This is a genomic window from Arcobacter sp. ISO1, from assembly GCF_058105185.1.
In genome coordinates, this window is record NZ_CM176573.1 from 2,559,137 (window position 1) to 2,583,124 (window position 23,988).

General features: G+C 28.5%; 27 protein-coding genes and 2 pseudogenes. 7 read left to right on the plus strand and 22 right to left on the minus strand.

What is annotated here, in order from left to right; genetic code table 11:
* Nucleotides 1–2: 2 nt before the first annotated feature.
* From bioV to AC2TY9_RS12665, 6 genes are all read right to left on the minus strand, one after another.
* Nucleotides 3–527 carry a pimelyl-ACP methyl ester esterase BioV gene (bioV, locus tag AC2TY9_RS12640; RefSeq protein ID WP_489777870.1) on the minus strand — a complete coding sequence of 175 codons (525 nt, stop codon included), beginning with the start codon at nt 525–527 and terminating at the stop codon, nt 3–5.
* Nucleotides 517–1,980 carry an AAA family ATPase gene (locus tag AC2TY9_RS12645; protein ID WP_489777871.1) on the minus strand — a complete coding sequence of 488 codons (1,464 nt, stop codon included), beginning with the start codon at nt 1,978–1,980 and terminating at the stop codon, nt 517–519. Before AC2TY9_RS12645 ends, bioV begins: the two co-directional genes overlap by 11 nt.
* Nucleotides 1,961–3,241 carry a tRNA (N(6)-L-threonylcarbamoyladenosine(37)-C(2))-methylthiotransferase MtaB gene (gene mtaB / locus AC2TY9_RS12650; RefSeq protein WP_489777872.1) on the minus strand — a complete coding sequence of 427 codons (1,281 nt, stop codon included), beginning with the start codon at nt 3,239–3,241 and terminating at the stop codon, nt 1,961–1,963. The genes AC2TY9_RS12645 and mtaB overlap by 20 nt, the downstream gene beginning before the upstream one ends.
* Nucleotides 3,242–4,978: a mechanosensitive ion channel family protein gene (locus AC2TY9_RS12655; protein ID WP_489777873.1), complete on the minus strand. Its 1,737-nt coding sequence runs from the start codon at nt 4,976–4,978 to the stop codon at nt 3,242–3,244.
* Complete coding sequence (gene aroB, locus AC2TY9_RS12660) at nt 4,975–6,015, minus strand: 3-dehydroquinate synthase (protein ID WP_489777874.1); 1,041 nt, start codon at nt 6,013–6,015, stop codon at nt 4,975–4,977. The genes AC2TY9_RS12655 and aroB overlap by 4 nt, the downstream gene beginning before the upstream one ends.
* Nucleotides 6,016–6,099: 84 nt before the next feature.
* Nucleotides 6,100–6,966, minus strand: coding sequence for an aldose 1-epimerase family protein (locus tag AC2TY9_RS12665; RefSeq protein WP_489777875.1), 867 nt, complete (start codon nt 6,964–6,966; stop codon nt 6,100–6,102).
* Between the two features lie 163 nt (nt 6,967–7,129).
* Here AC2TY9_RS12665 and AC2TY9_RS12670 point away from each other — a divergent pair, with 163 nt between their 5' ends.
* The gene (locus AC2TY9_RS12670) at nt 7,130–7,432 is read left to right on the plus strand and encodes a TM2 domain-containing protein (protein WP_489777876.1); all 303 of its coding nucleotides are present in this window, start codon (nt 7,130–7,132) and stop codon (nt 7,430–7,432) included.
* A gap of 42 nt (nt 7,433–7,474) precedes the next feature.
* Here AC2TY9_RS12670 and AC2TY9_RS12675 read toward each other — a convergent pair whose 3' ends face one another.
* Genes AC2TY9_RS12675 through AC2TY9_RS12685 form a run of 3 tightly spaced genes read right to left on the minus strand, consistent with a single transcriptional unit; the run spans nt 7,475 to nt 9,204 of the window.
* Nucleotides 7,475–7,834, minus strand: coding sequence for a hypothetical protein (locus tag AC2TY9_RS12675; protein WP_489777877.1), 360 nt, complete (start codon nt 7,832–7,834; stop codon nt 7,475–7,477).
* Nucleotides 7,835–7,874: 40 nt separating this feature from the next.
* The gene (garR, locus tag AC2TY9_RS12680; RefSeq protein WP_489777878.1) at nt 7,875–8,759 is read right to left on the minus strand and encodes a 2-hydroxy-3-oxopropionate reductase; all 885 of its coding nucleotides are present in this window, start codon (nt 8,757–8,759) and stop codon (nt 7,875–7,877) included.
* A gap of 19 nt (nt 8,760–8,778) precedes the next feature.
* The gene (locus tag AC2TY9_RS12685; protein WP_489777879.1) at nt 8,779–9,204 is read right to left on the minus strand and encodes an ion channel; all 426 of its coding nucleotides are present in this window, start codon (nt 9,202–9,204) and stop codon (nt 8,779–8,781) included.
* 429 nt (nt 9,205–9,633) lie between these two features.
* Between AC2TY9_RS12685 and AC2TY9_RS12690 the strand changes: the two genes are divergently transcribed.
* A complete protein-coding gene (locus tag AC2TY9_RS12690) occupies nt 9,634–10,209 on the plus strand; it encodes a TIGR04211 family SH3 domain-containing protein (RefSeq protein ID WP_489777880.1) in 576 nt (191 codons plus the stop codon).
* Between the two features lie 93 nt (nt 10,210–10,302).
* Here AC2TY9_RS12690 and AC2TY9_RS12695 read toward each other — a convergent pair whose 3' ends face one another.
* Nucleotides 10,303–10,608, minus strand: coding sequence for a hypothetical protein (locus tag AC2TY9_RS12695; RefSeq protein WP_489777881.1), 306 nt, complete (start codon nt 10,606–10,608; stop codon nt 10,303–10,305).
* 53 nt (nt 10,609–10,661) lie between these two features.
* Nucleotides 10,662–10,943, minus strand: a complete 282-nt coding sequence (locus AC2TY9_RS12700; RefSeq protein ID WP_489777882.1) for a peptidylprolyl isomerase — start codon at nt 10,941–10,943, stop codon at nt 10,662–10,664.
* Nucleotides 10,944–11,259: 316 nt separating this feature from the next.
* Between AC2TY9_RS12700 and AC2TY9_RS12705 the strand changes: the two genes are divergently transcribed.
* Together AC2TY9_RS12705 and AC2TY9_RS12710 are read left to right on the plus strand one after the other, a co-directional pair.
* On the plus strand, nt 11,260–11,547 hold the full coding sequence (locus AC2TY9_RS12705) for a sll1863 family stress response protein (protein ID WP_489777883.1): 288 nt from the start codon (nt 11,260–11,262) through the stop codon (nt 11,545–11,547).
* 146 nt (nt 11,548–11,693) lie between these two features.
* Nucleotides 11,694–12,743, plus strand: coding sequence for an AI-2E family transporter (locus tag AC2TY9_RS12710; protein ID WP_489777884.1), 1,050 nt, complete (start codon nt 11,694–11,696; stop codon nt 12,741–12,743).
* Between the two features lie 12 nt (nt 12,744–12,755).
* On the opposite strand, the gene AC2TY9_RS12715 is transcribed toward AC2TY9_RS12710, so the two are convergent.
* Nucleotides 12,756–13,748 carry an LLM class flavin-dependent oxidoreductase gene (locus tag AC2TY9_RS12715; protein WP_489777885.1) on the minus strand — a complete coding sequence of 331 codons (993 nt, stop codon included), beginning with the start codon at nt 13,746–13,748 and terminating at the stop codon, nt 12,756–12,758.
* Nucleotides 13,749–13,962: 214 nt separating this feature from the next.
* The gene (locus AC2TY9_RS12720; RefSeq protein WP_489777886.1) at nt 13,963–14,823 is read right to left on the minus strand and encodes a virulence RhuM family protein; all 861 of its coding nucleotides are present in this window, start codon (nt 14,821–14,823) and stop codon (nt 13,963–13,965) included.
* Between the two features lie 179 nt (nt 14,824–15,002).
* Between AC2TY9_RS12720 and AC2TY9_RS12725 the strand changes: the two genes are divergently transcribed.
* Nucleotides 15,003–16,580, plus strand: a complete 1,578-nt coding sequence (locus AC2TY9_RS12725; RefSeq protein ID WP_489777887.1) for a nitrite/sulfite reductase — start codon at nt 15,003–15,005, stop codon at nt 16,578–16,580.
* Nucleotides 16,581–16,726: 146 nt separating this feature from the next.
* On the opposite strand, the pseudogene AC2TY9_RS12730 reads toward AC2TY9_RS12725, so the two are convergent.
* The 4 genes and pseudogenes from AC2TY9_RS12730 to AC2TY9_RS12745 form a co-directional block, all read right to left on the minus strand.
* Nucleotides 16,727–17,314 (minus strand): annotated as a pseudogene (locus AC2TY9_RS12730) (LrgB family protein); the annotation flags it as partial.
* A complete protein-coding gene (locus tag AC2TY9_RS12735; protein WP_489777888.1) occupies nt 17,304–17,660 on the minus strand; it encodes a CidA/LrgA family protein in 357 nt (118 codons plus the stop codon). The pseudogene AC2TY9_RS12730 and the gene AC2TY9_RS12735, both read right to left, overlap by 11 nt.
* 352 nt (nt 17,661–18,012) lie before the next feature.
* The gene (locus AC2TY9_RS12740; protein ID WP_489777889.1) at nt 18,013–18,516 is read right to left on the minus strand and encodes a hypothetical protein; all 504 of its coding nucleotides are present in this window, start codon (nt 18,514–18,516) and stop codon (nt 18,013–18,015) included.
* 3 nt (nt 18,517–18,519) lie between these two features.
* Nucleotides 18,520–18,681: pseudogene (locus tag AC2TY9_RS12745) on the minus strand (ORF6N domain-containing protein); the annotation flags it as partial.
* Between the two features lie 223 nt (nt 18,682–18,904).
* On the opposite strand from AC2TY9_RS12745, the gene AC2TY9_RS12750 reads away from it, so the two are divergent.
* Nucleotides 18,905–19,663 (plus strand): DUF4198 domain-containing protein, encoded by a 759-nt coding sequence (locus tag AC2TY9_RS12750; protein WP_489777890.1) that lies wholly within the window; start codon nt 18,905–18,907, stop codon nt 19,661–19,663.
* A gap of 145 nt (nt 19,664–19,808) precedes the next feature.
* Here AC2TY9_RS12750 and AC2TY9_RS12755 read toward each other — a convergent pair whose 3' ends face one another.
* Together AC2TY9_RS12755 and AC2TY9_RS12760 are read right to left on the minus strand one after the other, a co-directional pair.
* Nucleotides 19,809–20,600, minus strand: coding sequence for a hypothetical protein (locus AC2TY9_RS12755; protein ID WP_489777891.1), 792 nt, complete (start codon nt 20,598–20,600; stop codon nt 19,809–19,811).
* Nucleotides 20,587–20,739, minus strand: a complete 153-nt coding sequence (locus tag AC2TY9_RS12760) for an alpha-amylase (protein WP_489777892.1) — start codon at nt 20,737–20,739, stop codon at nt 20,587–20,589. The genes AC2TY9_RS12755 and AC2TY9_RS12760 overlap by 14 nt, the downstream gene beginning before the upstream one ends.
* Nucleotides 20,740–20,814: 75 nt before the next feature.
* Here AC2TY9_RS12760 and AC2TY9_RS12765 point away from each other — a divergent pair, with 75 nt between their 5' ends.
* Nucleotides 20,815–21,135: a hypothetical protein gene (locus AC2TY9_RS12765; RefSeq protein WP_489777893.1), complete on the plus strand. Its 321-nt coding sequence runs from the start codon at nt 20,815–20,817 to the stop codon at nt 21,133–21,135.
* Here the strand turns inward: AC2TY9_RS12765 and AC2TY9_RS12770 are convergent.
* The 3 genes from AC2TY9_RS12770 to AC2TY9_RS12780 are packed head-to-tail and all read right to left on the minus strand — an operon-like array spanning nt 21,132 to nt 23,979.
* Nucleotides 21,132–21,548 carry a hypothetical protein gene (locus AC2TY9_RS12770; protein ID WP_489777894.1) on the minus strand — a complete coding sequence of 139 codons (417 nt, stop codon included), beginning with the start codon at nt 21,546–21,548 and terminating at the stop codon, nt 21,132–21,134. The two genes, AC2TY9_RS12765 and AC2TY9_RS12770, sit on opposite strands and share 4 nt — an antisense overlap.
* Nucleotides 21,549–21,583: 35 nt before the next feature.
* Nucleotides 21,584–22,504 carry a nuclease-related domain-containing protein gene (locus AC2TY9_RS12775; protein WP_489777895.1) on the minus strand — a complete coding sequence of 307 codons (921 nt, stop codon included), beginning with the start codon at nt 22,502–22,504 and terminating at the stop codon, nt 21,584–21,586.
* Nucleotides 22,501–23,979 (minus strand): DUF2779 domain-containing protein, encoded by a 1,479-nt coding sequence (locus AC2TY9_RS12780; RefSeq protein WP_489777896.1) that lies wholly within the window; start codon nt 23,977–23,979, stop codon nt 22,501–22,503. Before AC2TY9_RS12780 ends, AC2TY9_RS12775 begins: the two co-directional genes overlap by 4 nt.
* Between the last annotated feature and the right edge of the window lie 9 nt (nt 23,980–23,988).

Consider the following 23,988-nt stretch of genomic DNA (forward strand, 5'->3'; position numbering starts at 1 on the left):
TATTATTCCTTTTCTTTTAATATATGTCCAACATTTTTTATAAAATAAACTGTTGCATAATTTCTAAAAAATTCACAAGCTTTTAAAGAATCAAATATTTTATCCTCTTCACCTAAATAAACTTCTATTTTAACACCTCTATTTATAAGTTCATAGAGTTTTGTGTCATCCCATTCATAGTTTAAAAGCTCTTCTAACTCTTCATATGAACCTTTTTTAAAAAATTGTTTCATATTAAAGTTTGAAGGGAAAGAGATATTTTCTAAAAAATTATCACAATAGGCATTTTCATCTTTTTTAAAAAACATTAGCTGTGTTCTTTTGAACCTTTTATCTTCTGTTTGAAAAAATGCAGGTGAAAAAAGTTGTAAGGTATCAACTCTTATATTATTGTTATAAACTTCCTCAAAAGCTTTTATAGCTCCATAAGAAAAACCACAAACTGTAAAATCATTTTCATTTATATATTCTTTAAAAAGTTCACTTTCTTTTTCTAAAGAAAAACCACTAAAATACTTAAAGGTCATCTTGAGTTATAACCTCGTTTTTAAGAATAATCTCTTTCAATCTATTTATCTCTTGAATATTTTCAGATAGATTTGTTCTTAGTTCATTGCTAACTTTTTCTATTAAAGCATTTGCATCTTTTGCCATTTTATGGTTTGTAACGATTGAATCAGCTAAAGAGTAAGCACTTTTAATATCTTCATCATTAATTGCATATCTTTGTTTTTTTATAACTTCAACACCAATTGTTCCAGCAAGATATCTTTTTATGTTTTCTAGTAGTTCATTATAAGAAGGATAAACTGAGTCAATTTTAGAAATCCCCTCTTCAAATAATGCAATTTTTGATTTAGAAACAAAGGCTTTACTAGCTTGATAAATAGCTAAAATCTCTTTTTGTTTTTCATCTAAAAGTAGAGTCTCTTTTTTACCAAACTCAATTTTTCTTTTTGCAATTTCAATATCTTCTAATTCTAAGTTTTTTGAATCTCTTTTTATCATATTTAAAAGGGCTTCATTTATAAGTGTTGAAAGTGCAGCAGAATTAAATCCAGCAGTATCTATAGCAAGTTTTTCTAAATCAAATTCATAGTGTTTATTTTTTAAATATAGCTCTAAAATCTTTTTTCTATCGTTTTTATTTGGTAGGTTAATAAAAACTCGTCTATCAAATCTACCTGCTCTTAAAAGAGCTTCATCTAATACTTCTATTTTATTTGTTGCAGCAATTACAATAACTCCAGACTCTCCATCAAAACCATCCATTTGAGTTAGAAGTTCATTTAATGTAGATTCCCTTTCATCATTTGATTTACCACCTCTTTGTTTACCAATAGCATCAATCTCATCAATAAATATAATTGCAGGAGCAGAAGCTTTTGCTTTCATGAAAAGTTCTCTTACCTTTTTTGCACCCATCCCAACATAAATTTGTACAAAAGAAGCACCACTTTGATAAAAAAATGGAACATCAGCTTCCCCTGCAACTGCTCTTGCTATAAGTGTTTTACCAACACCTGGAGGTCCAACCAATAAAACACCCTTTGGTAACTTTACTCCAAATTGCATATATTTACTTGGATTATTTAAAAAATCAACAATCTCTTCAAGCTCACCTTTAACCTCAGAAATTCCAGCTACATCCTTGAACGTTGTATTTGAACTAACTGCACTTATAGTTGAGCTAAACTCCTCTTTTGATTCTTGGGCAGTTTCAAGTTGTGTTGAAAAAGTATTGTTATTTGTTTTTGTTTTATTTAAAAATTTTTGAATTTTATCTTGTTTTAGTCTTGCAAATATTGCAAAGGCCAAAAGAAATAGCAAAAAGATTATTCCAAAGTAGTAAGAACTTTGTTGGATATGTTCACTACTTTTATAAAGTGTATATAAAAAAAGTACCAATAAAACTACGGCTGAAATTCCCATTAGTTTTATATTTTTATCAAGTTTGTTTTTATCTAAATTCTGCGACATTTTTATCCTGCCTTGCTTCATAGTCATCAATAAAAATCCAATCCCCTACTAAATCAGCAGATGATTCTACTTCTATTTGATTGAAATGTTGATCTAAGCCTACATATTTACCATTTTTTTGTGATTCAATTAAAACTTCTAAAGTGGCTTTATTATTCTTTCTAAACTGATAGTTTTTTTCATCAATTATAGATACTAATTCATTGTATCGCTCTTTTGCAATATCTCCCCTTACAATATCTTTCATAGTTGCACTAGGAGTTCCATCTCTTTTTGAGTAAGTAAAGGCATGAACATGGGTTAAAGGAAATCTATGGAGATTTTCAACTGCTTCTTTCCATAACTTGTCTGTTTCCCCTGGATGTCCAACAATAAAATCAGTTCCTAAGGCATAGCCATTATCCCTTAAAAACTCAAAAAGTTCTAAGTCAGATAAAACTTTATTTCTTCTATTCATGATTTTTAACATCTCTTTTGAAGTATGTTGAAGTGCTATGTGAAGATGTTTTGCCATAAATGGCTCATTAATAATTTCTTTAAATTCATCATCTATTTGAATAGGTTCAATACTTCCCATTCTAATTCTTCTAACACCCTTAATTTGTGACATTTTTTTAAGAAGTTTGGCTAATGATGTGTGTTGTTTTTTACCATAACTTCCTACATTTGTTCCTGTTAAGATAAATTCACCAAAACCATTTGAAGCTAATTTTTCAATTTGTTCAAGTATTTTATCCTCTTTATAACTTCTTGCATCACCTCTTACATAAGGAATAATACAATATGAACATCTAAAATCACATCCCTCTTGGATTTTAATAAATGCCCTACTTTTTCCAATAAACTCTTCAACAATAGTATCATCAATATGTTCTAAATCACCGGCATCAAAAAATCTTTCTTCATTTTTCAATAAGTCATTGATTTTTTCTTTTTCAGAGTGTCCAAAAAGTGAATCAACTTTGTTTTCTTTAAAAAGTCCTTCACCTTTTGTCCAAACTCCACATCCTGTAAAAACAACCCTTGGGGCTTTGTTAGATTTGTTTAATGAGTTGATATAACCACGGGCAGTACTATCTGCACTATTTGTTACAGTACAAGAGTTAATTACAACTATATCAGCTTCTTTTTCATCTTGTGTTACTTCAAAATCTTTTAGATTACTCATCATAACTTGAGTATCAAATACATTTGTTCTACATCCGAAGGTTTTAAAAAAAACCTTTTGTTTGTTTGTTTTTATTTCTGTTGAAAAATTCATTTATGGTGCCTCTGGAAAGTCAGCAGGTGGAACTCTAAAATTTTGATTACCACCTGAAGTATTTACTGTTTGAGTTGGGTATGCAATTGTTATATCATCTTCTTTTAAAAATGCTTCAATAATCTCAGGAGACATTGTACTTCTTAAAACTAATGCAGAATATGAGTTTGTTAAATACCATCCTGAAATAACTATACCGTATGGTTCTGCAAAGGTGTAAACCCTAGGTTCTACCCCTGTTGCTCTTAACTGATATTTACTTCTCATTTTTGAAAGCTGTTTTCTTGTTATGTCTGTATAACCTTTTGAATAGTGTTTTAAGATATTTTTTACAATATTTTGTGCTTTTTTATGATTTGAATCAAAAGTAATAGCAATATCAATTCCGTCCCAAACGGTTCTTAATCCTGAGTGTGTATAGTTTGCAATCATCTCAGAAAAAATATAGTTATTTGGTATAAAGAAAATTCTTCCTGTTCTTCTATTTACTCTATATGAAGTATAAGTAATATCTTCTCTAATAGTCATCTTAAATAATGAAATATCAAGTACATCACCTACAACTTGTTGCCCATCTCTTGTTACTTTGATTCTATCACCTACTGAAATTGAACCAGAAGTTACAATAACAAGCCATCCAAAAATAGACATAAACCAGTCTTTTAAGGCAATAGCAATACCAGCAGATGCAAATCCAAGAATTGTAACGATATATGAAACATTATCGATATAAGAAAAAAGTAGAACCATCAAAACAAAAAAGACAACTGTGAAGTTAATAATTTTGTTTGTCATATAATAGTTTTCATTTTGAGAAAAATATTTTTTTAGTGCAAGTTTGATTAAAAAAGCAGTAAAAAATAAAATTACTATTATCAGTCCAAGATTAAATATTTTTTCAATTTGTTCTGAAATTTGACCTTTTGTTTCTAAAATAACTTGTTCTATCTTTCTTGTATAAACCTCTTCAGTTGTTGATACAATTTCTAAAACCATATTAAAGTCTTTTTTCTCTTTTTCTAAAAACTCTAACTCTTCTTTATATTCTGGTTTTGGATCAATATTATATAAGTCTAAATATGCAAAAACCTTTTCCTCTAAAAGGTTTGTAAGCTCTTTAACCCTAGTTTCAACAGATAAAAAGTCTTTTTTGTTGTTTTCTAATTTTTTGATATAAGATAAGGCATTTAATATCCCAAATGGATTTGAAATAACTTCATAATTATCGATTTCAGGAGGGTCAATTAAAGAACCAATTGGAGAACCCTTGTATTCTGAGATAAGCTCTAATTCATTTTTTTTAATTCTAATTTTATTTTTCAGGTGATAAATCTGATCTGCACTTCTATCATCTAAACTAGTTAAACTCTTTTTTAACTGAATTAATTCTTCAGAGATTTTTCTATATGCATCATAGTTGTTGTATCTTTTTAGTAAGATATTATCTTTTAATTTTTCATCAATTAAGGCAATTCTTTTTTGTATATCATTGATTTTAACCTCTTTTAATAATCTCTTTTCCTCTTCCTCTTTTTTGATTCGTTCGGCTTCTTCTTGTAGCTTTTTTTCTTCTTCGATTTTTTTAATATCATCAAGATTATTTACTACAATCTCTTTTGCATCATTAACTACACTATTAACTAAATTCCCTGCTTTCTCAATGATATTTTCATTTTCTTGAGAATATAAACTAATAGCAAATAATGAAGAGATAAAAAGAGTTTTTAAAATTTTCACGAGTTAAACCCTTTTAGAATATCTATTACATCATCTTTTGATATTTTTGCAGTAATTTCACAATCACCGATTCCTTTTGGAACTATAAATTTGATTTTATTATCTAAAGATTTTTTATCTAAGAAAAAATGTTCATAAAAATCTTCTACATCTTTGATATTGTATGTTGTTGGAATATCATATTTTTCAAGCAATGCTGTAACTCTATTTGAATCTTCTTGTGACATATATCCAATTTTAACTGCAAGTGCATTTGCCATACACATACCAATCCCCACAGCTTCACCATGTAAATAAGTATCATAATTTGTTTCATTTTCAATTACATGACCAAAGGTGTGTCCATAATTTAAAGCTGCCCTTAATCCTCTTTCTTTTTCATCTTGAGAAACAACCCAAGCTTTTGTCTCAACTGATTTTGCAATGGCAACTTTGATATTTTCTTTATCATTTAAATCATTTTCTTCAAGCCATTTAAAAAAGTCACTGTTAAAAGTTACTGCCATCTTAACTATCTCTGCAACCCCTGCACCAAACTCTCTTTTTGGTAAAGTTGTTAAAAAATGTGGGTCAATATTTACAGCAATTGGTTGATAAAAGGCACCAAGTAAATTTTTTCCATATTTGTTATTTATCCCAGTTTTACCACCAACACTTGCATCAACTTGTGAAAGTAAAGTAGTTGGAATTTGAATAAAATCAATTCCTCTTTGGTAAATCGAAGCAGCAAAACCTGTCATATCACCAATAACTCCACCACCAAATGCAATTAATAGTGAGCTTCTATTTAGTTTTTGTTCAAAACAGTGTTCAAGTATAGTTTCTAGTGTGTTCATTCTTTTGTACTCTTCCCCATCAGGAATTGTAACAATAGAAAGCTCTTTTGCATCGATTTTAGAAGTTAAATAATCTAAATGCAAGGCACTAATAGTTGGGTTGGTTACTACTACAACTTTTCTATCAAAGGTCATATTCTTTAAAGTATCTATTGTAATATCGTAAGAAGTATTGTCGGGTAAAGTAATGTTTACAATCATAAAAAATCCATAAATTAAAATTATTTAATAAAATATCAAATAACAGCTAAAAAAAGCCTTATAATGGGGTTTATAGATTAGTTTTTAAATTTCAATTGTGTAAAAACTTTCAAAGAATTCATTTTTTTCTAAAAATTTTATACCTTTTTTTTCTTCAATATTTTTATTATGATCTGTAAAGTCTGCAATTCCATGCCAAGGCTCAATACAAATAAATGGCGCACCACATGGTTTTGACCATAATCCTAGGTATTCAAAACCTTCAAAATCAAGTTGAACAAACTTGTCGTTTATGCAATTTTTATAAATAACTGATTTATTTTTTAAATTTTCTATAACTAAAGCATCATGTTTGAATATTTTTTTGTTTAAATATAATCTTTCATCAAAAAGCTCAATATACTCTTTCCTTGATGAGATACCATCTTTTGTTAAAGGTAGTCTTTCAAGTTCATTGGTTTCATCAAATCTAAAATAACATTCACTTCTTCTTTCATCATCTAAAGGCCAATTAAAAGCTGGATGTGCCCCAATAGAAAAAGGCATTGTATTTTCTGATAAATTAACAACTTTGTAAATGATTTTTAATTTGTTTTCAAGAAGTACATAGGAGATAAAAAGTTCAAATTCAAAGGGATATTTTTCAAGGGTTTGTTCGTTGGATTTGAGTTTAAAACATAGATAATTTTTCTTGCCTTCAAAAAGTTCAAACTTACAATCTCTTGCAAAACCATGTTGGCTCATATTGTAAGTTTTGCCTTTATAAACATACTCATCATCCAAAAGTTTTCCAACTATTGGAAATAAAATAGGAGAGTGTCTGCCCCAATAACTTTCATCAGCTTGCCACATATATTCAAGGTCTACACCATTTCTTTTTAAACTGAAAAGTTCAGCACCATGGTCGTTTACACATGCAGTAATAAAATTGTTGGAGATTTGATATTCCATATTAATAATCCCTTGAGAAGTATTTCTTTTTGGAATTTAAATTCTAACATAATTAAGATTTGATTACTACTGATTATTTGACTCAAAAGAAATAATAATAAATTATTCGATATAATTTCCATAATTAATAATTTGATTTATTGAAAAATAAAGGATAAAAAAAGTGGCAACAGACTTTGGATTAGAGAAAGCAAAAACACAACAAAAAAGTGTTCTGCTTGCTTATTTATTTTGGTGGTTTCTTGGTTGGTTAGGTATTCATAGATTATATGCTGGAATGTCAAAATGGTGGCTATATCCAGTATTAGGTTTAATTGGGGCTATTACTCTTTTTATACTTATAGGTTATATTATTTTATTGGGATTATTTATCTGGTGGATTATAGATGCAATAAATTTACATAAAGTAATTCAACTTCAAAACTTAGAAGTTATAGAAAACTACGAAAGATCTACACAAAATTAAATGTCATAAAATAGGATTTTCCTATTTTATGTTCAGTTTCAGCTATTTGATAAATCTTTTTTCTATCTCTTCTGCTTCTAATTCAATATTTTCTTCATTTAAAAAACCAAACCAATAAGTATCTTCATCATCTTGAACTTCAATAACTAAAATATTATCTTCTTTATGATTTCCAACAAACTTTTCAATTGCTTCAATAGCAGTATTTTTCCAATAGTTTTCAATCTCTTCATTGTTTCCTGCATCAACAAAAAGACAATCTTCACATATAGAGAAAAGATAATTTCCAGCACCTTCGTATATTTCAAATGAACTATCATCGTTATATAATTTTTCATTTGTAAATGGGCAATATAAACTAAATTTTTTTTGTTTTTTTGGTTTTAGAACTATTTTGTTCATAATCATCATCCTATGTAATTAATTTTTAGTTAAATTGAAGTTATCTTCTTACTTCTACTTTTGCTAATCTTTCATAATATCTAATTAAAGCACCATGGTCTAAATGGTCTTCTCCTTCAGCTTTCATTGCTTGCATAATCTCCATAACACTTGCTGTTAAATGAACAGGAGCTCCAATTTCATGGGCTGTATCAAGTGCATTTTGTAAATCTTTTATATGTAAGTTTATTTTGAATCCTGGATCAAATTTTCTATCCATTGCTAAAGGAGCTTTTGCATCTAAAACAGTACTTCCAGCTAACCCTCCCCTAATCGCCTCATAAACTAACTCAGGTTCAACTCCTGCTTTTGTAGCTAACACCAAAGCTTCACACATACCAGCAATATTAAGTGCAACAATAATTTGATTTGCTAGTTTTGTAGTGTTCCCAGCGCCAACTTTACCAGTGTAGACTACTGAACTTGCCACAGCCATTAAAATATCATAACACTTATCAAAGACCTCTTTTTTGCCACCAACCATAACAGAAAGAGTTCCTTCAATAGCCTTAGGCTCACCACCACTTACAGGAGCATCTAACAACTCTACATCTTTTTTTGCTAATTCTTGAGCAATCTCTTGTGAAGATAAAGGAGCAATAGAGCTCATATCTATAACTATACTACCAGCTTTTATCCCGTCAATAACACCATCTTCACCTAAAATCACCTCTTTTACTTGTGGAGAGTTTGGAAGCATAGTAATAATCATATCACAAGATTGAGCAACTTCTTTAGCACTATTTGCCCCAATAGCACCAGCAGATACTAACTCCTCAACAGAATTTTTACTTCTATTTGTAACAACTAGGTCATGCCCTGCTTTTAATAGGTTTTTTGCCATAGGTTTTCCCATAATACCTAATCCTATGAATCCAATTTTCATTTTTGATTCCTTATATTTTTTATACTTCTTTATAGCCAAAGCTTTTTTCTTGCTTCTTTAATAATTCAATTATTTGTTCATTTTGTCTTCTTAACTCTCTATTTTGAACTGATTTATCTGTAAAATCTGTAAAAAAACCAGCAATAGTCGCACCAATGAAACCTGCTATTCCAACACCAACATAAAATGAAAAAGCCACAATTGCTCTTCCTATTTCAGTAGTAGGATAAACATCTCCAAAACCTATTGTACTAGCTGCCATTTGTAATAACCAAAAAGCATCTCTATATGATGAAATATTTGCATTGTTTGATTCTATCTCTGCATAATATAAAGGGATAGAAGCTATTGAGATATAAGTATAAAGAATCACAAATCCCAATACTATTTTACTTACTGGGTGCCATTCTTTTATTCCATAATCATCGATTTTATATAGAGTCATAAAACTCCTTTCTTATTAGTGATTTATCTTCATGTAAAATTAAATAAAAAGTAATGTACTAAAATTAAGATTAAATTCACAAATAACTTTTGTGATTAATATCTAGCTAAAATCTCAATTAGATGAAAACCAAATTCTGTTTTGATGGGTCAATGAACTCTATTTAAATCCTCTTTGAATACAATAGTGTCAAATTCTTTTACCATCTAACCTTTTGAAAAAGTACCTAAGTTACCACCACTTTTTTTAGAAGTACATTTTGAGAACTTTTAGGAGCTACTTCAATAAGGTCTTGGGAATTCATTGTGTTTGTTTCAAAATCTAATATTCATAAAATTATTATACCAATAATATCACTAAGGAATATTAATAACTTTATAGGTTATAATTGTAAAATTTAAAAATAATTATTTACTATAAAGGTTAAAAATGATCAAAAAAAGATTTTCAATACTATTTACCACTGTCTGTCTAAGCACATCAGCATTTGCAGCGAACTATTATGTTTCAGACGAATTATTTACATATACCCATTCAGGGCCAGGAACAAAATATAAAATTGTAGGAATAGTAAATGCAGGTGAAAAAATCAAAATAGTAAGTACAAGTGAAAATGCAGAATATACTCAAATAATAGATTCAAAAGGTCGTAAGGTTTGGATGGACTCAAAATATATTTCGAAGCAACCAGGATTAAAAAAACAGTTAGAAGAACTAAAAATCTCATATTCAAAAATGGATAAAAATAAAATAACTTTAGAAAAAGAGTTAGCCACTAATATCAACCAAGTGCAAGAATTAAAAAAGTTAAATTCATCTTTGAGCAAAGAACTAAAACAAGTTCAACAAAAAAATGAAAAGTTAAATGAGAAGCTAGATAAAGAACAAAATGAACTATTGATGCGTTGGTTCACATATGGTGGTATTGTTGCAGGAGCTGGTCTTATTTTTGGATTAATACTTCCATATCTAATTCCTAGTAAAAAACAAAAAGCACGTTGGTAAAGTTAAAAAAACTACGAAAAGAAGCACAAACTCAAAAGAGATAAAATAGGATTTTCCTATTTTATGTTTTCTTCTTTATCTATTTTCTAAATATTAAAGCTCTTCATCATCAGAATCAAGTATCTCTTTTATTTCATTTTCATCTTCAATTACAGATACATTACCATCAGCCATAATCAAATCTAAACCTTTACTTTGAAACTCAAGGTATTCGTCTGGTAATAACATCATCTCTTCTTCAGATTCTAAAGAAGGTGAACAATAAGGAATAGTTCCAAAGTCATAATATTCATTTTCTGATACTTTTATTTTAGTTATTCCTTCTTCATTTGTAACAAGTTCCCATTCATCTGGGATTTGATAAGTCTCTTCAAGTTTTAGTTTTATAAATTTTGCCATAAAATGCTCCTAAATTTTTTTGTATCTTATCTAAAATATACTATATTTTATGATTAGTATCTAGCTAAAATCTCAATCAAGTGAAACCCAAACTCTGTTTTGATAGGTCCATGAACTCTGTGTAAATCCTCTTTAAAAACTATAGTGTCAAACTCTTTTACCATCTCACCTTTTGAAAAAGTACCTAAGTTTCCACCACTTTTTTTTGAAGGGCATTTTGAGAATTTTTTAGCAGCTTTTTCAAAAGTGATTTCATTTTTGATAATCTCTTTTTTTAGCTTTCTGGCTAGTTTTTCGTTGTTTAATAAGATATGTCTAGCTGTCGCTTTTGCCATCTAAATCCTTTTTTATGGAAGTATATTATAATTAGTTTTAAACATATAAATTTTGGTACTTATAGAGATTTAAACTTTTTATTACTCTTACTTTTATAACAATTTTACTAATAGGATTTAAGAATCATTTCAATAGCTTTTGTTATTGTTTAGACAAATAAGGAGGGTTATTATGAAATATAAGTCTATAAAACTATATATTAATAGTAATACTTTTAAACTTATATCTATAAATTTATTTTATTCAAGAGAATAGTCAAATAAAAAGATTAAAGACATTTTATGTGAACACTAAATAAACCTAAAGGAGAAAATTATGAGTATGAAAAAAGAATATGAAAAAAAACTACAAGCACAACTAGACGAATGGAGTGCAGAGATAGATAAATTAAAAGCACAAGCTGAAGGTGAAAAAGCTGATAAAAAAATTGAATACTATGAGCAAATAGATAAATTAAAATCTATGAAAGCAAGTGCAAATGAAAAACTAACTGAACTACAAAATTCAAGTGATGAGGCATGGGAAGATTTAAAATCAGGTATTGATAGTGCTTGGAATTCCCTTGGAGATGCGGTAAATTCAGCTAAATCAAGATTTAAATAAATATTTTATCTAAGTAGAATAAGCTTATGAAAAAAAAGATAATTGGGTAAAAATAAAATATTTTTTATTATCTATTTATTATAGAATTTAATTAGAAAATAGATATAGTTTTTCTATTTTAACAGTTATATCTAAGGAGCCTAGCAATGGACGGCAAAAAAAACGATAAATTTCAACAAGCCTTTATATTAATATTATTGTTTACGGCTCTTATAGGTTTTATTGGAATGATTAAAGAGTTTCTGATAGCTCTTGTACTTGCGGCAATATTTGCAGGTATATTGCACCCTCTTTATATCAAAATTCTTTTATATCTAAAAAACAAATCAGTTCTAGCAGCCTTTAGTGTTCTAATGATATCAATTTTAGCTGTAGGTTTACCATTGACAATACTTACAGGTATGGTAACAAATGAAGCAATACAATTTAGTGAAAAAACAACTCCTATAGTAAAAGAGATTTTAGATGAAAAAATTTCATTGAAAGAACAATTACCTAGTTGGTTGCCATTACAAGATAAGTTTAGTTCTATAAATGAAACTCTTCTTAAAAAAGCCTCTGATGCAACTAGTGCAATAGGTAGTTGGCTAGTATCAAGTTTATCTAGTGCTACAAAAGGAACCGCTGGTTTTTTAATGAGTTTGTTTATTATGCTTTATGCTATGTTTTATTTTTTGATAAATGGACAAAAATTACTCGATTCTTTCTCTTCTTTAGTCCCTCTTTCAAAAAAAGATTATGAAGAACTTATGAATCGTGGGCTTATGGTAACTAAGGCATCCCTAAAAGGTATTGTAATAATTGGCTTTATTCAAGGTTTATTAATTTCTTTGAGTTTTTGGCTTATAGGACTTAATGGACCAGTATTTTGGGGAAGTGTGGTTTTTATTCTTTCTGCCGTACCTGGATTGGGAGCTCCTATAGTTTGGGTACCAGCCGTTATATACTTGATGATAACTGGCAGTATTGGATGGGGAATTGCTCTTGCTATATGGGGACTTGTAGTGGTAGGATTAGTAGATAATATTCTTAGACCATGGATTGTAGGAAATGACGCAAAACTACCTGACCTTGTGATACTTGTATCAATACTTGGAGGGATAATAACCTTTGGTCCTGTGGGTATTATCCTAGGTCCAGTAATAGCCGCACTTTTAGATACAGTTTTAAATATCTATAAAAAAAGTTTCAAATAAACTTTAAATAGATTAGTCAAACCAAACTTTTGAGATGAGTTCATAGGATTTTATTCTTTTATCTGGGTCATGTATCATTGAGTTTATCATGATTTCATTTGCATCTGTTCTTTCAATAAGACGTTCAAGTCTTTCTTTAACATAATCAGGTGTTCCCCAAATAGATTCTCTTGTTTTGTGTCTTATACCTCGTTCTTCCCAATCTTCCCATAAGCTATTCATATCTTCTGTTGGTTTTGATAATTGTTTGTTATCTCCTCTATGAAGATAAAGAAATTTTTGAAGTTCTGTTGTGGCTAAATATTGAGCTTCTTCATTTGTATTCGCACATACAATATTGATACAAACCACTACATAAGGCTCTTTTAGCTGAGCAGATGGTTTAAAGTTTTCGTGATATATTCTTATGGCATCATCCATCAAATCAGGTGCAAAGTGTGAAGCAAAAACAAAAGGTAAACCTTTTTGCGCAGATAATTGTGCACTAAAGGTACTAGAACCAAGCAACCAAATAGGAATATCTAATCCGAATCCGGGTATTGCTTTTATCCCTTTTTTCCCTGCTTCATCAGATAAATAGTATTGTAAGTATTTAAGCATAGAAGGAAAATCGTCATTATTGGTATCTCGTCTTAATGCCATCATTGTCTGTCTATCAGTACCAGGTGCTCTACCTAGTCCTAAATCTATTCTATTTGGATATAAAGACTCTAAAGTACCAAATTGCTCTGCAATAACTAAAGGGGAGTGATTTGGCAACATGATTCCACCTGAACCTATTCTTATCTTTTTTGTTTTTGCCCCAATATAACTCAATACTACAGAAGTAGCAGCACTAGCAATTCCTGCGAAATTGTGATGTTCAGCCACCCAATAACGAGTAAATCCAAACTCTTCAACCCCTTGGGCTAATTTTGTGCTGTTTTCAATAGCTTGTGGTATAGTAAAGCCCTCACCTACTGGAATTAAATCTAATACAGATAATGGTATTTTCTTATTATTCATTTTTTTCTCCATATAAAGCATAATATAATATTTGCACTATAGTAAAAGAAGATTATAATAACATTACCTAAAAATGTAAGTTGAAAATTTCAATTTTCAACTTCTCCAATACCTTCACCATAGCCAAAGTATCAAGTTTACAATACACTAAAAGTGATACATCATTACTCGTTCTAACGCCCTTGAAATTCAATAGAGGAAGTCATACCTAACCTTATTTTTCCAACCTTTCTAAAACATCAAAACTTTTTAAATCCATCTTTGAAAAAGCAAACCACTTTTTACCCAAGTCTTTCAAACTAGCTCCTATATGGTAAAGCTCTATATCATCAATTATCAAAAATCTATCATGTGAATTTTCAAACTTTTTTATCTCTATTTTTTTATATTGTGAATTGTATTTTTTAAGGTCTAAGCTTAGTTGTTTTGATATGCTTTTTGTATGTATGACTACATCTACATTTTGATTTTTTGAAAATAGAGTTAAGACACTATCATCCACATAATTATCTATCAAAATAATTTTACTTTTTGCACTTCTTATTAAATCAGATACAAAAGTATAATCATCAAACATTTGTCCGTCATAAAAGATTCCTTGCTTTTCTTGTATAGATTTATCTTCTAAACCTTCTGAAATAGATTTCACTTGTAGTTTTAAACTAGATACATCATTTTTTAACTCCATGAAACGCTTATATGTTATTTTTTCTGAGTTTATAGAATAGCCATTTAGTATATAGTCTTTCAAAATAGAACTCGCCCATTGTCTAAACTTTGTGGCTTTTTTTGAGTTAACTCTATATCCCACAGATATAACTACATCTAGATTATAATGGTCAACTTCTCTTTTTACTTTTCTTTTCCCCTCTTGTTGAACTATTAAGTATTTCTGAATAGTTCGATTTTCAAAAAGTTCTTCATCTTTATATATTGTTTTAATATGCATATTAATATTAGGTATTGAAACTTCAAAAAGTTCCGATATTTGTTTTTGAGTAAGCCAAATTGTTTCTTTATCTACAGATACATTAATTTCAATTTCACCCTCATTATAAATAATTATATCATTCATATATATATCCCTTATTTGAAATAAATAGATTATCATTTTCCTGATATTGCTAAAACGATAAATTATAATAATATCAAAAAACTATTAGTTTCGCCTATTCAATAAGATTAATAAAATGCCACTAAATAAACACTAAACTTTGATAAAATAGAATTAAACTAAATAGCTAAGGAAAAAATTTGAATAATAAAAAAGAGTTATCACCATTAGAAAAATTAAAAGCATCTAGAAATCCATTAAGAGTTATAGACGATATATATAAAGAAGCACAAGAAGGCATTCCTTTAAGTGAGGAATATATTGGATTATTAAAATGGTATGGTATGTATCCTCATATCAATTCACAGAATTTAGAAGATAAAAAATACTTTATGAAAAGAATCAAAATAGTTGATGCAAAGATAAATTTAGAACAACTAGAAGTATTAGCAAAAATCGGACAAAAATATGCAAAAGGATTGGTGGATTTTACTACTAGACAAAATGTTCAATTTCATTATATTGAGATAAAAGATTTACCAGAGATATTTAAGTTATTGGATTCGGTAGGTTTGACATCAAGAATGGCATCAGGTGATGGACCAAGACCAATTATGACTTCACCAATAGCAGGAATAGATCCAGAAGAGATTTATGATGTATCACACTTAGTAAAAGAAGTTGACTCATACTTTGATAAAAATGATGATAGATTTTCTAATTTTGGTAGAAAATATAAATTAGGAATCTCAGGGTGTGGAAGACATACTGCAAATCATGAAGTTCAAGATGTAGCATTTACTGCATTTAAAACAGAAGATGGCGATATATTATTTGATTTTACAATCGCAGGCGGATTATCAAAATCTAAGCAAATAGCATATAGAACAAACAAATATGTAAAAGAAGAACAAGTAAAAGATGTAGCTGCAGTATGTGCTGAGATTTTCAGAGACCATGGGAATAGAGAAAACAGAAACAAAGCAAGAGTAAGACACTTGGTAAATGACTGGGGCTTAGAAAAGTTTGTAGAAGAGATAGAGACTAGACTTGGCTATAAACTACAAGATGGTTTTGAAGAGCCACAAATCACACCCCATGAAAATAGAAATCATTTTGGTATTTATAAAGCAAAACAAGAGGGTGAATCATTTATAGGATTTGCAACAAACTCAGGAAGAATCGCAGGAGAAGATTTCCAAAGTATAAGTAATATATGTAAAAAATATGGTGCAAAAGGTATAGCACTTACTCCAACTCAAAACTTTATCTTATATGGAGTAAAAACACAAGATGCCAAAACAGTTGCAGATGAAATAGATGCACTAGGATACCCTTATTCTCCTACGCCATTTAGAGCAAGGCTACAATCATGTACAGGTAATGAGTTTTGTAAATTTGGTATCACAGAAACAAAAGAATTCTCAAAAGTTGTAGTAAGACAATTGGAAGAGAATCATCCTGATTTTAAAGAAAATGTGACTATTGCAATATCTGGATGTGGAAATTCATGTTCTCACCCTCAAATCTCTGATATAGGTTTTGTAGGAACAAAAGTAAGAGATGAAAATAACAATAGAGTTGAAGGTTATGATGTAATTCTTGGTGGACAAGTATGTGGAGTAGAAGGAAGTAGATTTGCACATAAAACTGGTGTAAAAGTGACAGCTGATAATTTAGTAGGTTTTATTGGTGATTTAATTACTTCATATAAAACTGATAATTTAAATAAATCTTCATTTAAAGAGTATCTAAATGAAGTAAACTTAAGTAAATAAGAAGAGATATTCTCTCTTCTTATTTGAAAAAACTCAAAATAATCGGTAAAAGAATAGCCGTAAATATCCCATTTAATCCCATAGCAAGTGCTGAAAAATGCAGCTGCTTTTTCTGATATCTCTACAGCTTTTGCTGTACCTATTCCATGGGAAATTAACCCAAGTGCAAAGCCTTGAGAAGTATCATTTTTGACTTTAATCATTTTGAAAACAGTTGTACCAAATACTGCTCCAATAATACCTGTGATAATTACAAAACCTATTGCCAAAGATGGTATTGCTCCAATCTCTTTTGATGTGATAATAGCAATCGGTGCAGTTATAGATTTGATAGTCATAGATAAGATTGTAAGTATATTCGCATCAAAAAGCCACAATATAGTTATCGTAATAATTACAGTAGAAAAACTTCCAATAAATAAAGTTATAAATATAGGAAAAAATAAAGACTTGATATAGACTAGATTTTTATATAAAGGCAGTGCCAAAGCTACAGTAGCCGCACCTAAAAAGAAGTGAATGATTTCTACACCTTTGAAGTACTCTTCATAAGAAGTATTTGTAATATATACAAGGGCAAGAATGATAATATAAGCTACAATTATAGGTTGTAAAAGTGTATTTTTATTAAACTTATTATAAATAATAATTCCAAGTTTAAAAGAACTAAGAGTAACTATCAACCAAGTCAAGGGTGTAGTATGTATATATTGTATTAGTGATTCAAAATTCATTTTTAACACTTTCTTTATTTGCAAAATAATCTAAAATCTTCGCACTAAGAGCCAAAGATAAGACAGTTCCAATAAACAAAGAGATACTAATAGCAAGAAACTCTTTTGATATAGTGTCAACTTGCGTAATAATCCCCATCGCAGCAGGAATAAAAAGAAGTGGCAAGTATTTAAGAAAAAATGACACAGTTGTATCCAAGCTATGAAAACTTTTCTTTCTAATAATTAAAAATACCAACAACAAAATCATTCCTATCACAGCTCCAGGAACAAGTAGTGAAAATAGTTTACTTATACACTCACCTATAAATTGAAATATCAATAAGGTGGTAATCCCTTTTAACATATTTTTAACCCTTTGTATTTCTATTTATTTTATTGATTTTTAGTGTTCATTTAGTGGCATTATAATAATCTTTTTTTCTTAATTATAAGAAAGAATCAACCAAACAATTATCCAAGATAATGTTCTCTTCAGTTTTTAAATAAATTTTCTGACCTAAGAGTTTCACATAAAATATGAAATCAATCTCTCCAACACTTTGACCAAGCCAAATTATCAAGTTTTCAATACTCTAAAAGTGCAGTCCTAAGTTTCATTTTCTCTGCATCTTATTATAATAATAAAATAAAAATGAAGACTTAAAATATAAATTTGAGAAAGTTTTAGAATAATTTTACTTAATTACATAAAAGTCTTATTTAAACTTTTTTATCTCTATTTTTTTATATTGTGAATTGTATTTTTTTAAGTCTAGGTTCAATTGTTTTGAGATATTTTTTGTATATATGATTACATCTATATTTTGATTTTTTGAAAATAGAGTTAAGACACTATCATCAACATAATTATCTATAAGTATTATTTTATCTTTTGCACTTCTTATTAAATCAGATACAAAAGTATAAGCATCAAACATTTGTCCGTCGTAAAATATCCCTTGTTTTGGTTTGATTGTTTTATCTTCTAATGCATCAAAAAGTTTTTCAAACTTTTCATCTGTTTTTATCTCATAAGATATTTGTCTTTTTTCAACTAAATCAAGTCTTTTAAATACATCACCATTTTGAGATAAAAACTTTCTCATCTTTACAAAACTATTTATGATATGTATACTTATCTCAATAGCTTTATCACTTTTAAGTACTGCTGAAAGCATAGAAACGCCCTGCTCTGTAAATACATATGGTAAATATTTCATATGCTTTCCTCTCATATTTTCTAAGGTCGCAATTTGCGACCTTAAAGGATCATTTGAACTTGAGGTAGCAATTTGCGACCTCAAGTTTTGATATTCTTCTTCAGTAAGTTGAAAACGAAACTCTTCTGGAAACCTTTCTATATTTCTTTTTACTGCTTGATTAATACTTTTGTTTCTATACCATAAAGTTTAGCTAAGTCTCTATCAAACATTACCTAAAAATATAAATTGAAAATTTCAGTTATTTTGATAGTATAACTTTTATTATGCTAATTAAAAAAATGTAGTTATCGTTATTTTCTAAGCTTGATTTTCAACTCTATAATTAATATTGACATTTATTATCATTATTGATATAATTCGTTCAAATTTTAAATAGGAGTATGAAATGAAAAAAATTTCAACATTAGTATTTGTCGCCTTAATTGGTTCATCAGCATTCGCACATAATCTTTGGGTGAAGGCATCTAACAATAATGTTATAAAAGCAGATATGATTTATGGTCATCATTTTCCAACCCCTGAACCAATTGCACAAGAGCGTCAATCGATTTTTGAACCTGTCGAAATCGTTGGAGAAACAAACAATATTGTTCTTTCTCAAAAAGGTGAAAGCTATAGATATGTTGGTAAAGAGGCTTTGAAAGAGGGGACATATATTATAAAGGCCACTTATAAACAAACTCCATGGATTGAAACGGAAGATGGAAAATGGGAAATGAATAAAACTAGAAAAGATACTCAAAAAAAGGTAAAACATTGTGGTTTTTATTCTATGTTTGCAAAATATATTATGGTTGTAGGAAAAAGTGATGGAGCACTTGCCACAAAAGTAGTTGGAAAAGGTTTCGAAATCACTCCTTTGGTTAAAGCAACAGAAATTAAAAAAGATAAACCTGCAAAATTCAAAGTTACTCGTAATGGTAAACCTGCAAAATTGATTGATGTTTATGGAACTTTAGAAAACTATTCTGAAAATGATATGAGCATGGCATTTTATGCAAAAACTGACTTAAGAGGTGAATTTACATTTAAACCTTTGAAAAGTGGTCTTTGGTACTTAAAATCTTCATACAAACAAAAAAGTGGAAATCAAGATTGCGAACATATTGGTGATAAAACAACTTTATCATTTCAAGTAAAATAATCAGTATTTAGAATTTTACAAATCAACTACAAGACTAAGGGAGAAAGAACAATCTCCCTTTTTCTATAAAGGACTAAAAAAACTAAATTCAAACTTTTATATAATACTTTTCAATCTATCCAATATCTTTACCATAGCCAAAGTATCAAGTTTTAATTATCTTATCTCTTGATATTATAATTTGATTAATTTTTTCATCAATTGATTTCTGAATTTCATCACTATTGTTATACTTGTTGAATAGATGATATGAAACTAAAGAAGGTTTAATATTATTATCAATCAAATTATAAGAATATGAATTAATAATTTCATTCGCATCAAGGAATTTACCTATATCTTTAACTTTATTTTTAGAATTCAATAAATTTTTTTTATAAAAATCTTTTTCCCATCCTTTTATATTATTTAATCTTAATATTTTCCAATAAGCATATCTAATAGCTACTAATTGTCTTGAATAAATATATTCTCCAAGTTCATTTTGACTTAATATTATTGGTCTTCCATCAAAGTATAAAGGTTCATCCATGTTTTTTGTAATAAATGATGATATTGCTCCTGCAAATATTGTGCATATTTTCATAACTCTTTTTATTTCTAAGTTTCTGCCATATGTATCTTTTGATAAATTCATTTTGTTAGAGAGGACTATTGAAACTTCATCATTTGCATAAAATGTCCCTATTATTGAAGAAGAATACTCATTAGTAAAATAAGTTCTAAATCTTTTAAAAAGTTCATTAATTGAACAATTCATTGCATTCGTAAGTTTTTCATTTACAATAACATCTTTTAAATAATTTTTTGTAACTTTAAATCCATCAAGCCTTACAACTAAAAATTTATTATCTGGAACCATATCAATTTTTAATGATTCTTGTTCGATTCTTTTAAACTTTTCAAATAATGTTTCTAACTCTTTATTTAAGTCCATTATTTACCCCTTGAACCTTTGTATTATTTGGGTTCATTTGAGCACCTCTATTTCCATGAACTTTAGCATTAGCATTATTGGTTCCACTTGTACCTTTGTTTGAATTTCCTTGATTTGCTTTATGATTATTGTTTGACATAATCTTCTCCTTTTGATTTTTTAGTTATTATTTAAATAACTATTTAGAATATTAACAATTATTATGGGGACAAAAATGGGGACAAAAAATTCTAATTATGAAGAGTTTGTAAATCTATGGAATTTATTTGAAAAAGAGATACAAGAAACAGATAAATTTGAACCAAAAAATATATATGGTTTTGCAAAATTTTATTTAAGTATCCATCCAGAAGAAGATACAACAGTAAAAAATTTAAAAAGAAAAATCGAACGTTGGAAAGAAGGTATAAAAGAAAATAGAAATTTCCAAAGAGAAACAATAAATCAACTTAATGATTTATATAAGTTCTTAAATGAAACATATTTTCTTCAAGAACTTTTAGATGATGAAAAACCAGAACATTGGTTTGATTAATCTCTACAATCTTTATATTTTTCATTTAAAATATCTTCTAACCATTCACCTGAATAAAGTCTAGCTTTTTGTGCATCTATAACTCCAAGCATTGATTCAACTGCACAAGCACAATTATCTCTTACACTTTTATAATTTCCATGATTACTAATACATGTTTTCATCATCTTATATTCAGTTTTAACTGATGCTCTATTTATATTTAGATAAGCATCTGCTGTGATCCCTATTCCTGATCCTATAATTAAAGTTGTTAATCCACTTAATATAATACTTTTATATTTGAATCCTTGTAATATTTTATCACATTTTTTACATTTAATTTCATTTGACAGTTTTATTGTATTTTCCTCACTACAATGAGGACATTCTATTTCTAAAATATTTTTATTCTCTTCTTCTTTTTCTTCCAATTTAAATTTCTCCTTTTCATTTATATAGTAAATAATTACATTTTACAATGATTACAAAAAACCTCTTTCTCACTAAAAGTTTTCAATCCTTTTCGTTGTTCTTTTCCACAACTAATACAAACAAAACTTAACATTTCATTTCCCATATATTTTTTTGAGTTTTTAATATTTTTAAATTTTTTCATATTTTTTTCATTGTAAATACTATTTTCAATAATAACTTCTTCTACTTTTTGTTCTATATCATTTTTTATTTTATACTTAGTGTTATAATCAATATTTACAGGCTTATGTTCTGATATTAAGATATTCCCTATATTTTTAATCTCTTTTGTAGATGGTATTTTATTCATAATTAACTTTGCAGCAACAGTTAATACCTTTTTAGGACTATGTGAAAATTCATTATAAATAGAATCATAAAAAGTATCTGATCTTAAAAAGTTCTTTGGAAGAGTTTTATTTTTTATAATTACATTTGGTAAAAATACTACATAAGATAAAATGTTTAATTTCATATTGTATTTATCTAGTATCTTTTCTACAACTAATTCATGCCTTTTAGATTGTTCTAAAGGATTTGCTTGATTGAAACTCTTATTTTTTCCATACTCATATAACATAGTTCCATCGTCATTTATCATAACTTCTGCTTTAGTATTTTTAGTTTCAAGTAGTATTATTCCTATTGCTTTATTTATAAGTAAATGATCAATTTGTGCAGTTAAACCATCTATTTCAAGTCTTAAATCATGAATAATTATATAATTTTCACTATCTTTTAAATTAAAATCTATAAAATAAGCTGTCTCTTTCTCTCCAATTAAACCAGTTTCTAATTTGGATAGTTCTTGTTTTATTAAATATTTTTGCTTTTCATTTTTTGATAAATTTAGCTTTTCTTTTAAAAGTTTAATATCTTCTTCTTTTTGTTTATCAATCTCTTTTAATATCACTTTATACCCTTTAACTTTTCCAATATCTTCACCATAGCCAAAGTATCAAGTTTACAATACTCTAAAAGTGAAGTTCTCATTTTCTCTTTACTCACCTCATCAAGTTTACTAAGATTTGCAAAGGTATTCATAGCTTGGCTTCCATTTTGTACACCATCTAACTCTTTGTATGCTTTTTCAAACTCTGGGACAAGTGCTGGCAATACATATTTAATAGAGTAGCTTCCTCTCATACTTGGTGTTACATACCATTTCTTTTGGAAAGGTACCATTAGGTCTTGCATATTTTCATTTATGGATAACAAGTGATTACTTAGGTCAAGGAAAAGATTTGCTAGCCTTTTTATCACACCTTTTTCAAAACTCATATTGTAAGCTAATACTGTAACATCACTTGGGATATCTGCACATAGTTTTAATGCTAACTCATATCTACTATCAACTCCATCTTGTGCCAAATACTCTTTATGAATTAATGTTCCATCTTCATACTCTATATGAAGTGAGTATTGAAAAGGGATTTGCTCGAAGGGTTTTATTCCTTTGTATTGTGGTATGGCTTGTTGGTAGGTTTCAAAGTCTAAGTGATAGATTGGGTATGTAAGGTTTTCTAAAAAGGTTTTGATATTTTCTTTGTCTATGTAGCTTACTTTTGATTTGTAGTTTTCTACTGCTTGCTTTTGATTTGCCGTCATATCAAAATCTTCTGGGATATCTTCTATATCTATGATACCTTGATTGTATAGTTCTACTTGCTTTTTACTTCCTAGATTGAAAATATTAAAGATAGAGTACTCAGGTATCTCTCTTTGTACTTTCCAACAATAGTTTTTAGCATCACATTCATAAGGTTTGTTACAATGTTTTCCTATATCTATATCTGGCTCATTTACTTTATCTTCTAAATAGCTTTCAAACTCTTTTAATATGCTTGGGATATTTGACTGTAGGTTTTGTACTTCACTTGTGACATCAACTATTTTAAATAGTTTGTCTAGCTCTAAACTCTCACCTCTTACATACTCATTGTTTATATGTACTACACTTGCACTTTTTATACTAAAGCCTAAGTTTTCTAAAACATAATACTGAATAGATACATCATGAAGATATATATCTTTTACCGAAGACGAGCTTTTAACTTCATAGATAGATACACCATCACTATCTACAGTTAAAATATCTACCATAATAAGTATCCCCTCACAGTTAAAAGTAGCTTCGTAGATATTTGATACACCCTCTTTTATCCACTCTTTTGTAGTAGTTATCATCTCATCATAGTTTGTAGTGTATGGTACTTCCCTACCTCTAGGGAAAAGCTCGCAAGCTAAGTCCCCCACTATATTTCCCGTTTCAAATATAACCTGTGCTTGTTCATCTGGTGGTGTTAAAACACTTGGCTTGTATTTTTTAAGCCAAAGTGCTTTGGGACATTGGATGCCTTTTGTGTAGAGGGATTTGGATAGGTTCATTGTCTTTTA

Bases quoted from the DNA above. Each gene is read 5' to 3' on its own strand.
- AC2TY9_RS12780 (WP_489777896.1), bottom strand. From the start codon at position 23,979: ATGAACCTATCCAAATCCCTCTACACAAAAGGCATCCAATGTCCCAAA.
- bioV (WP_489777870.1), bottom strand. From the start codon at position 527: ATGACCTTTAAGTATTTTAGTGGTTTTTCTTTAGAAAAAGAAAGTGAA.
- AC2TY9_RS12720 (WP_489777886.1), bottom strand. From the start codon at position 14,823: ATGAATGATATAATTATTTATAATGAGGGTGAAATTGAAATTAATGTA.
- AC2TY9_RS12755 (WP_489777891.1), bottom strand. From the start codon at position 20,600: ATGGACTTAAATAAAGAGTTAGAAACATTATTTGAAAAGTTTAAAAGA.
- AC2TY9_RS12645 (WP_489777871.1), bottom strand. From the start codon at position 1,980: ATGTCGCAGAATTTAGATAAAAACAAACTTGATAAAAATATAAAACTA.
- AC2TY9_RS12750 (WP_489777890.1), top strand. From the start codon at position 18,905: ATGAAAAAAATTTCAACATTAGTATTTGTCGCCTTAATTGGTTCATCA.
- mtaB (WP_489777872.1), bottom strand. From the start codon at position 3,241: ATGAATTTTTCAACAGAAATAAAAACAAACAAACAAAAGGTTTTTTTT.
- AC2TY9_RS12735 (WP_489777888.1), bottom strand. From the start codon at position 17,660: ATGTTAAAAGGGATTACCACCTTATTGATATTTCAATTTATAGGTGAG.
- AC2TY9_RS12705 (WP_489777883.1), top strand. From the start codon at position 11,260: ATGAGTATGAAAAAAGAATATGAAAAAAAACTACAAGCACAACTAGAC.
- AC2TY9_RS12690 (WP_489777880.1), top strand. From the start codon at position 9,634: ATGATCAAAAAAAGATTTTCAATACTATTTACCACTGTCTGTCTAAGC.
- AC2TY9_RS12685 (WP_489777879.1), bottom strand. From the start codon at position 9,204: ATGACTCTATATAAAATCGATGATTATGGAATAAAAGAATGGCACCCA.
- garR (WP_489777878.1), bottom strand. From the start codon at position 8,759: ATGAAAATTGGATTCATAGGATTAGGTATTATGGGAAAACCTATGGCA.
- AC2TY9_RS12740 (WP_489777889.1), bottom strand. From the start codon at position 18,516: ATGAAATATTTACCATATGTATTTACAGAGCAGGGCGTTTCTATGCTT.
- AC2TY9_RS12710 (WP_489777884.1), top strand. From the start codon at position 11,694: ATGGACGGCAAAAAAAACGATAAATTTCAACAAGCCTTTATATTAATA.
- AC2TY9_RS12675 (WP_489777877.1), bottom strand. From the start codon at position 7,834: ATGAACAAAATAGTTCTAAAACCAAAAAAACAAAAAAAATTTAGTTTA.
- AC2TY9_RS12665 (WP_489777875.1), bottom strand. From the start codon at position 6,966: ATGGAATATCAAATCTCCAACAATTTTATTACTGCATGTGTAAACGAC.
- AC2TY9_RS12760 (WP_489777892.1), bottom strand. From the start codon at position 20,739: ATGTCAAACAATAATCATAAAGCAAATCAAGGAAATTCAAACAAAGGT.
- AC2TY9_RS12695 (WP_489777881.1), bottom strand. From the start codon at position 10,608: ATGGCAAAATTTATAAAACTAAAACTTGAAGAGACTTATCAAATCCCA.
- AC2TY9_RS12765 (WP_489777893.1), top strand. From the start codon at position 20,815: ATGGGGACAAAAAATTCTAATTATGAAGAGTTTGTAAATCTATGGAAT.
- aroB (WP_489777874.1), bottom strand. From the start codon at position 6,015: ATGATTGTAAACATTACTTTACCCGACAATACTTCTTACGATATTACA.
- AC2TY9_RS12700 (WP_489777882.1), bottom strand. From the start codon at position 10,943: ATGGCAAAAGCGACAGCTAGACATATCTTATTAAACAACGAAAAACTA.
- AC2TY9_RS12715 (WP_489777885.1), bottom strand. From the start codon at position 13,748: ATGAATAATAAGAAAATACCATTATCTGTATTAGATTTAATTCCAGTA.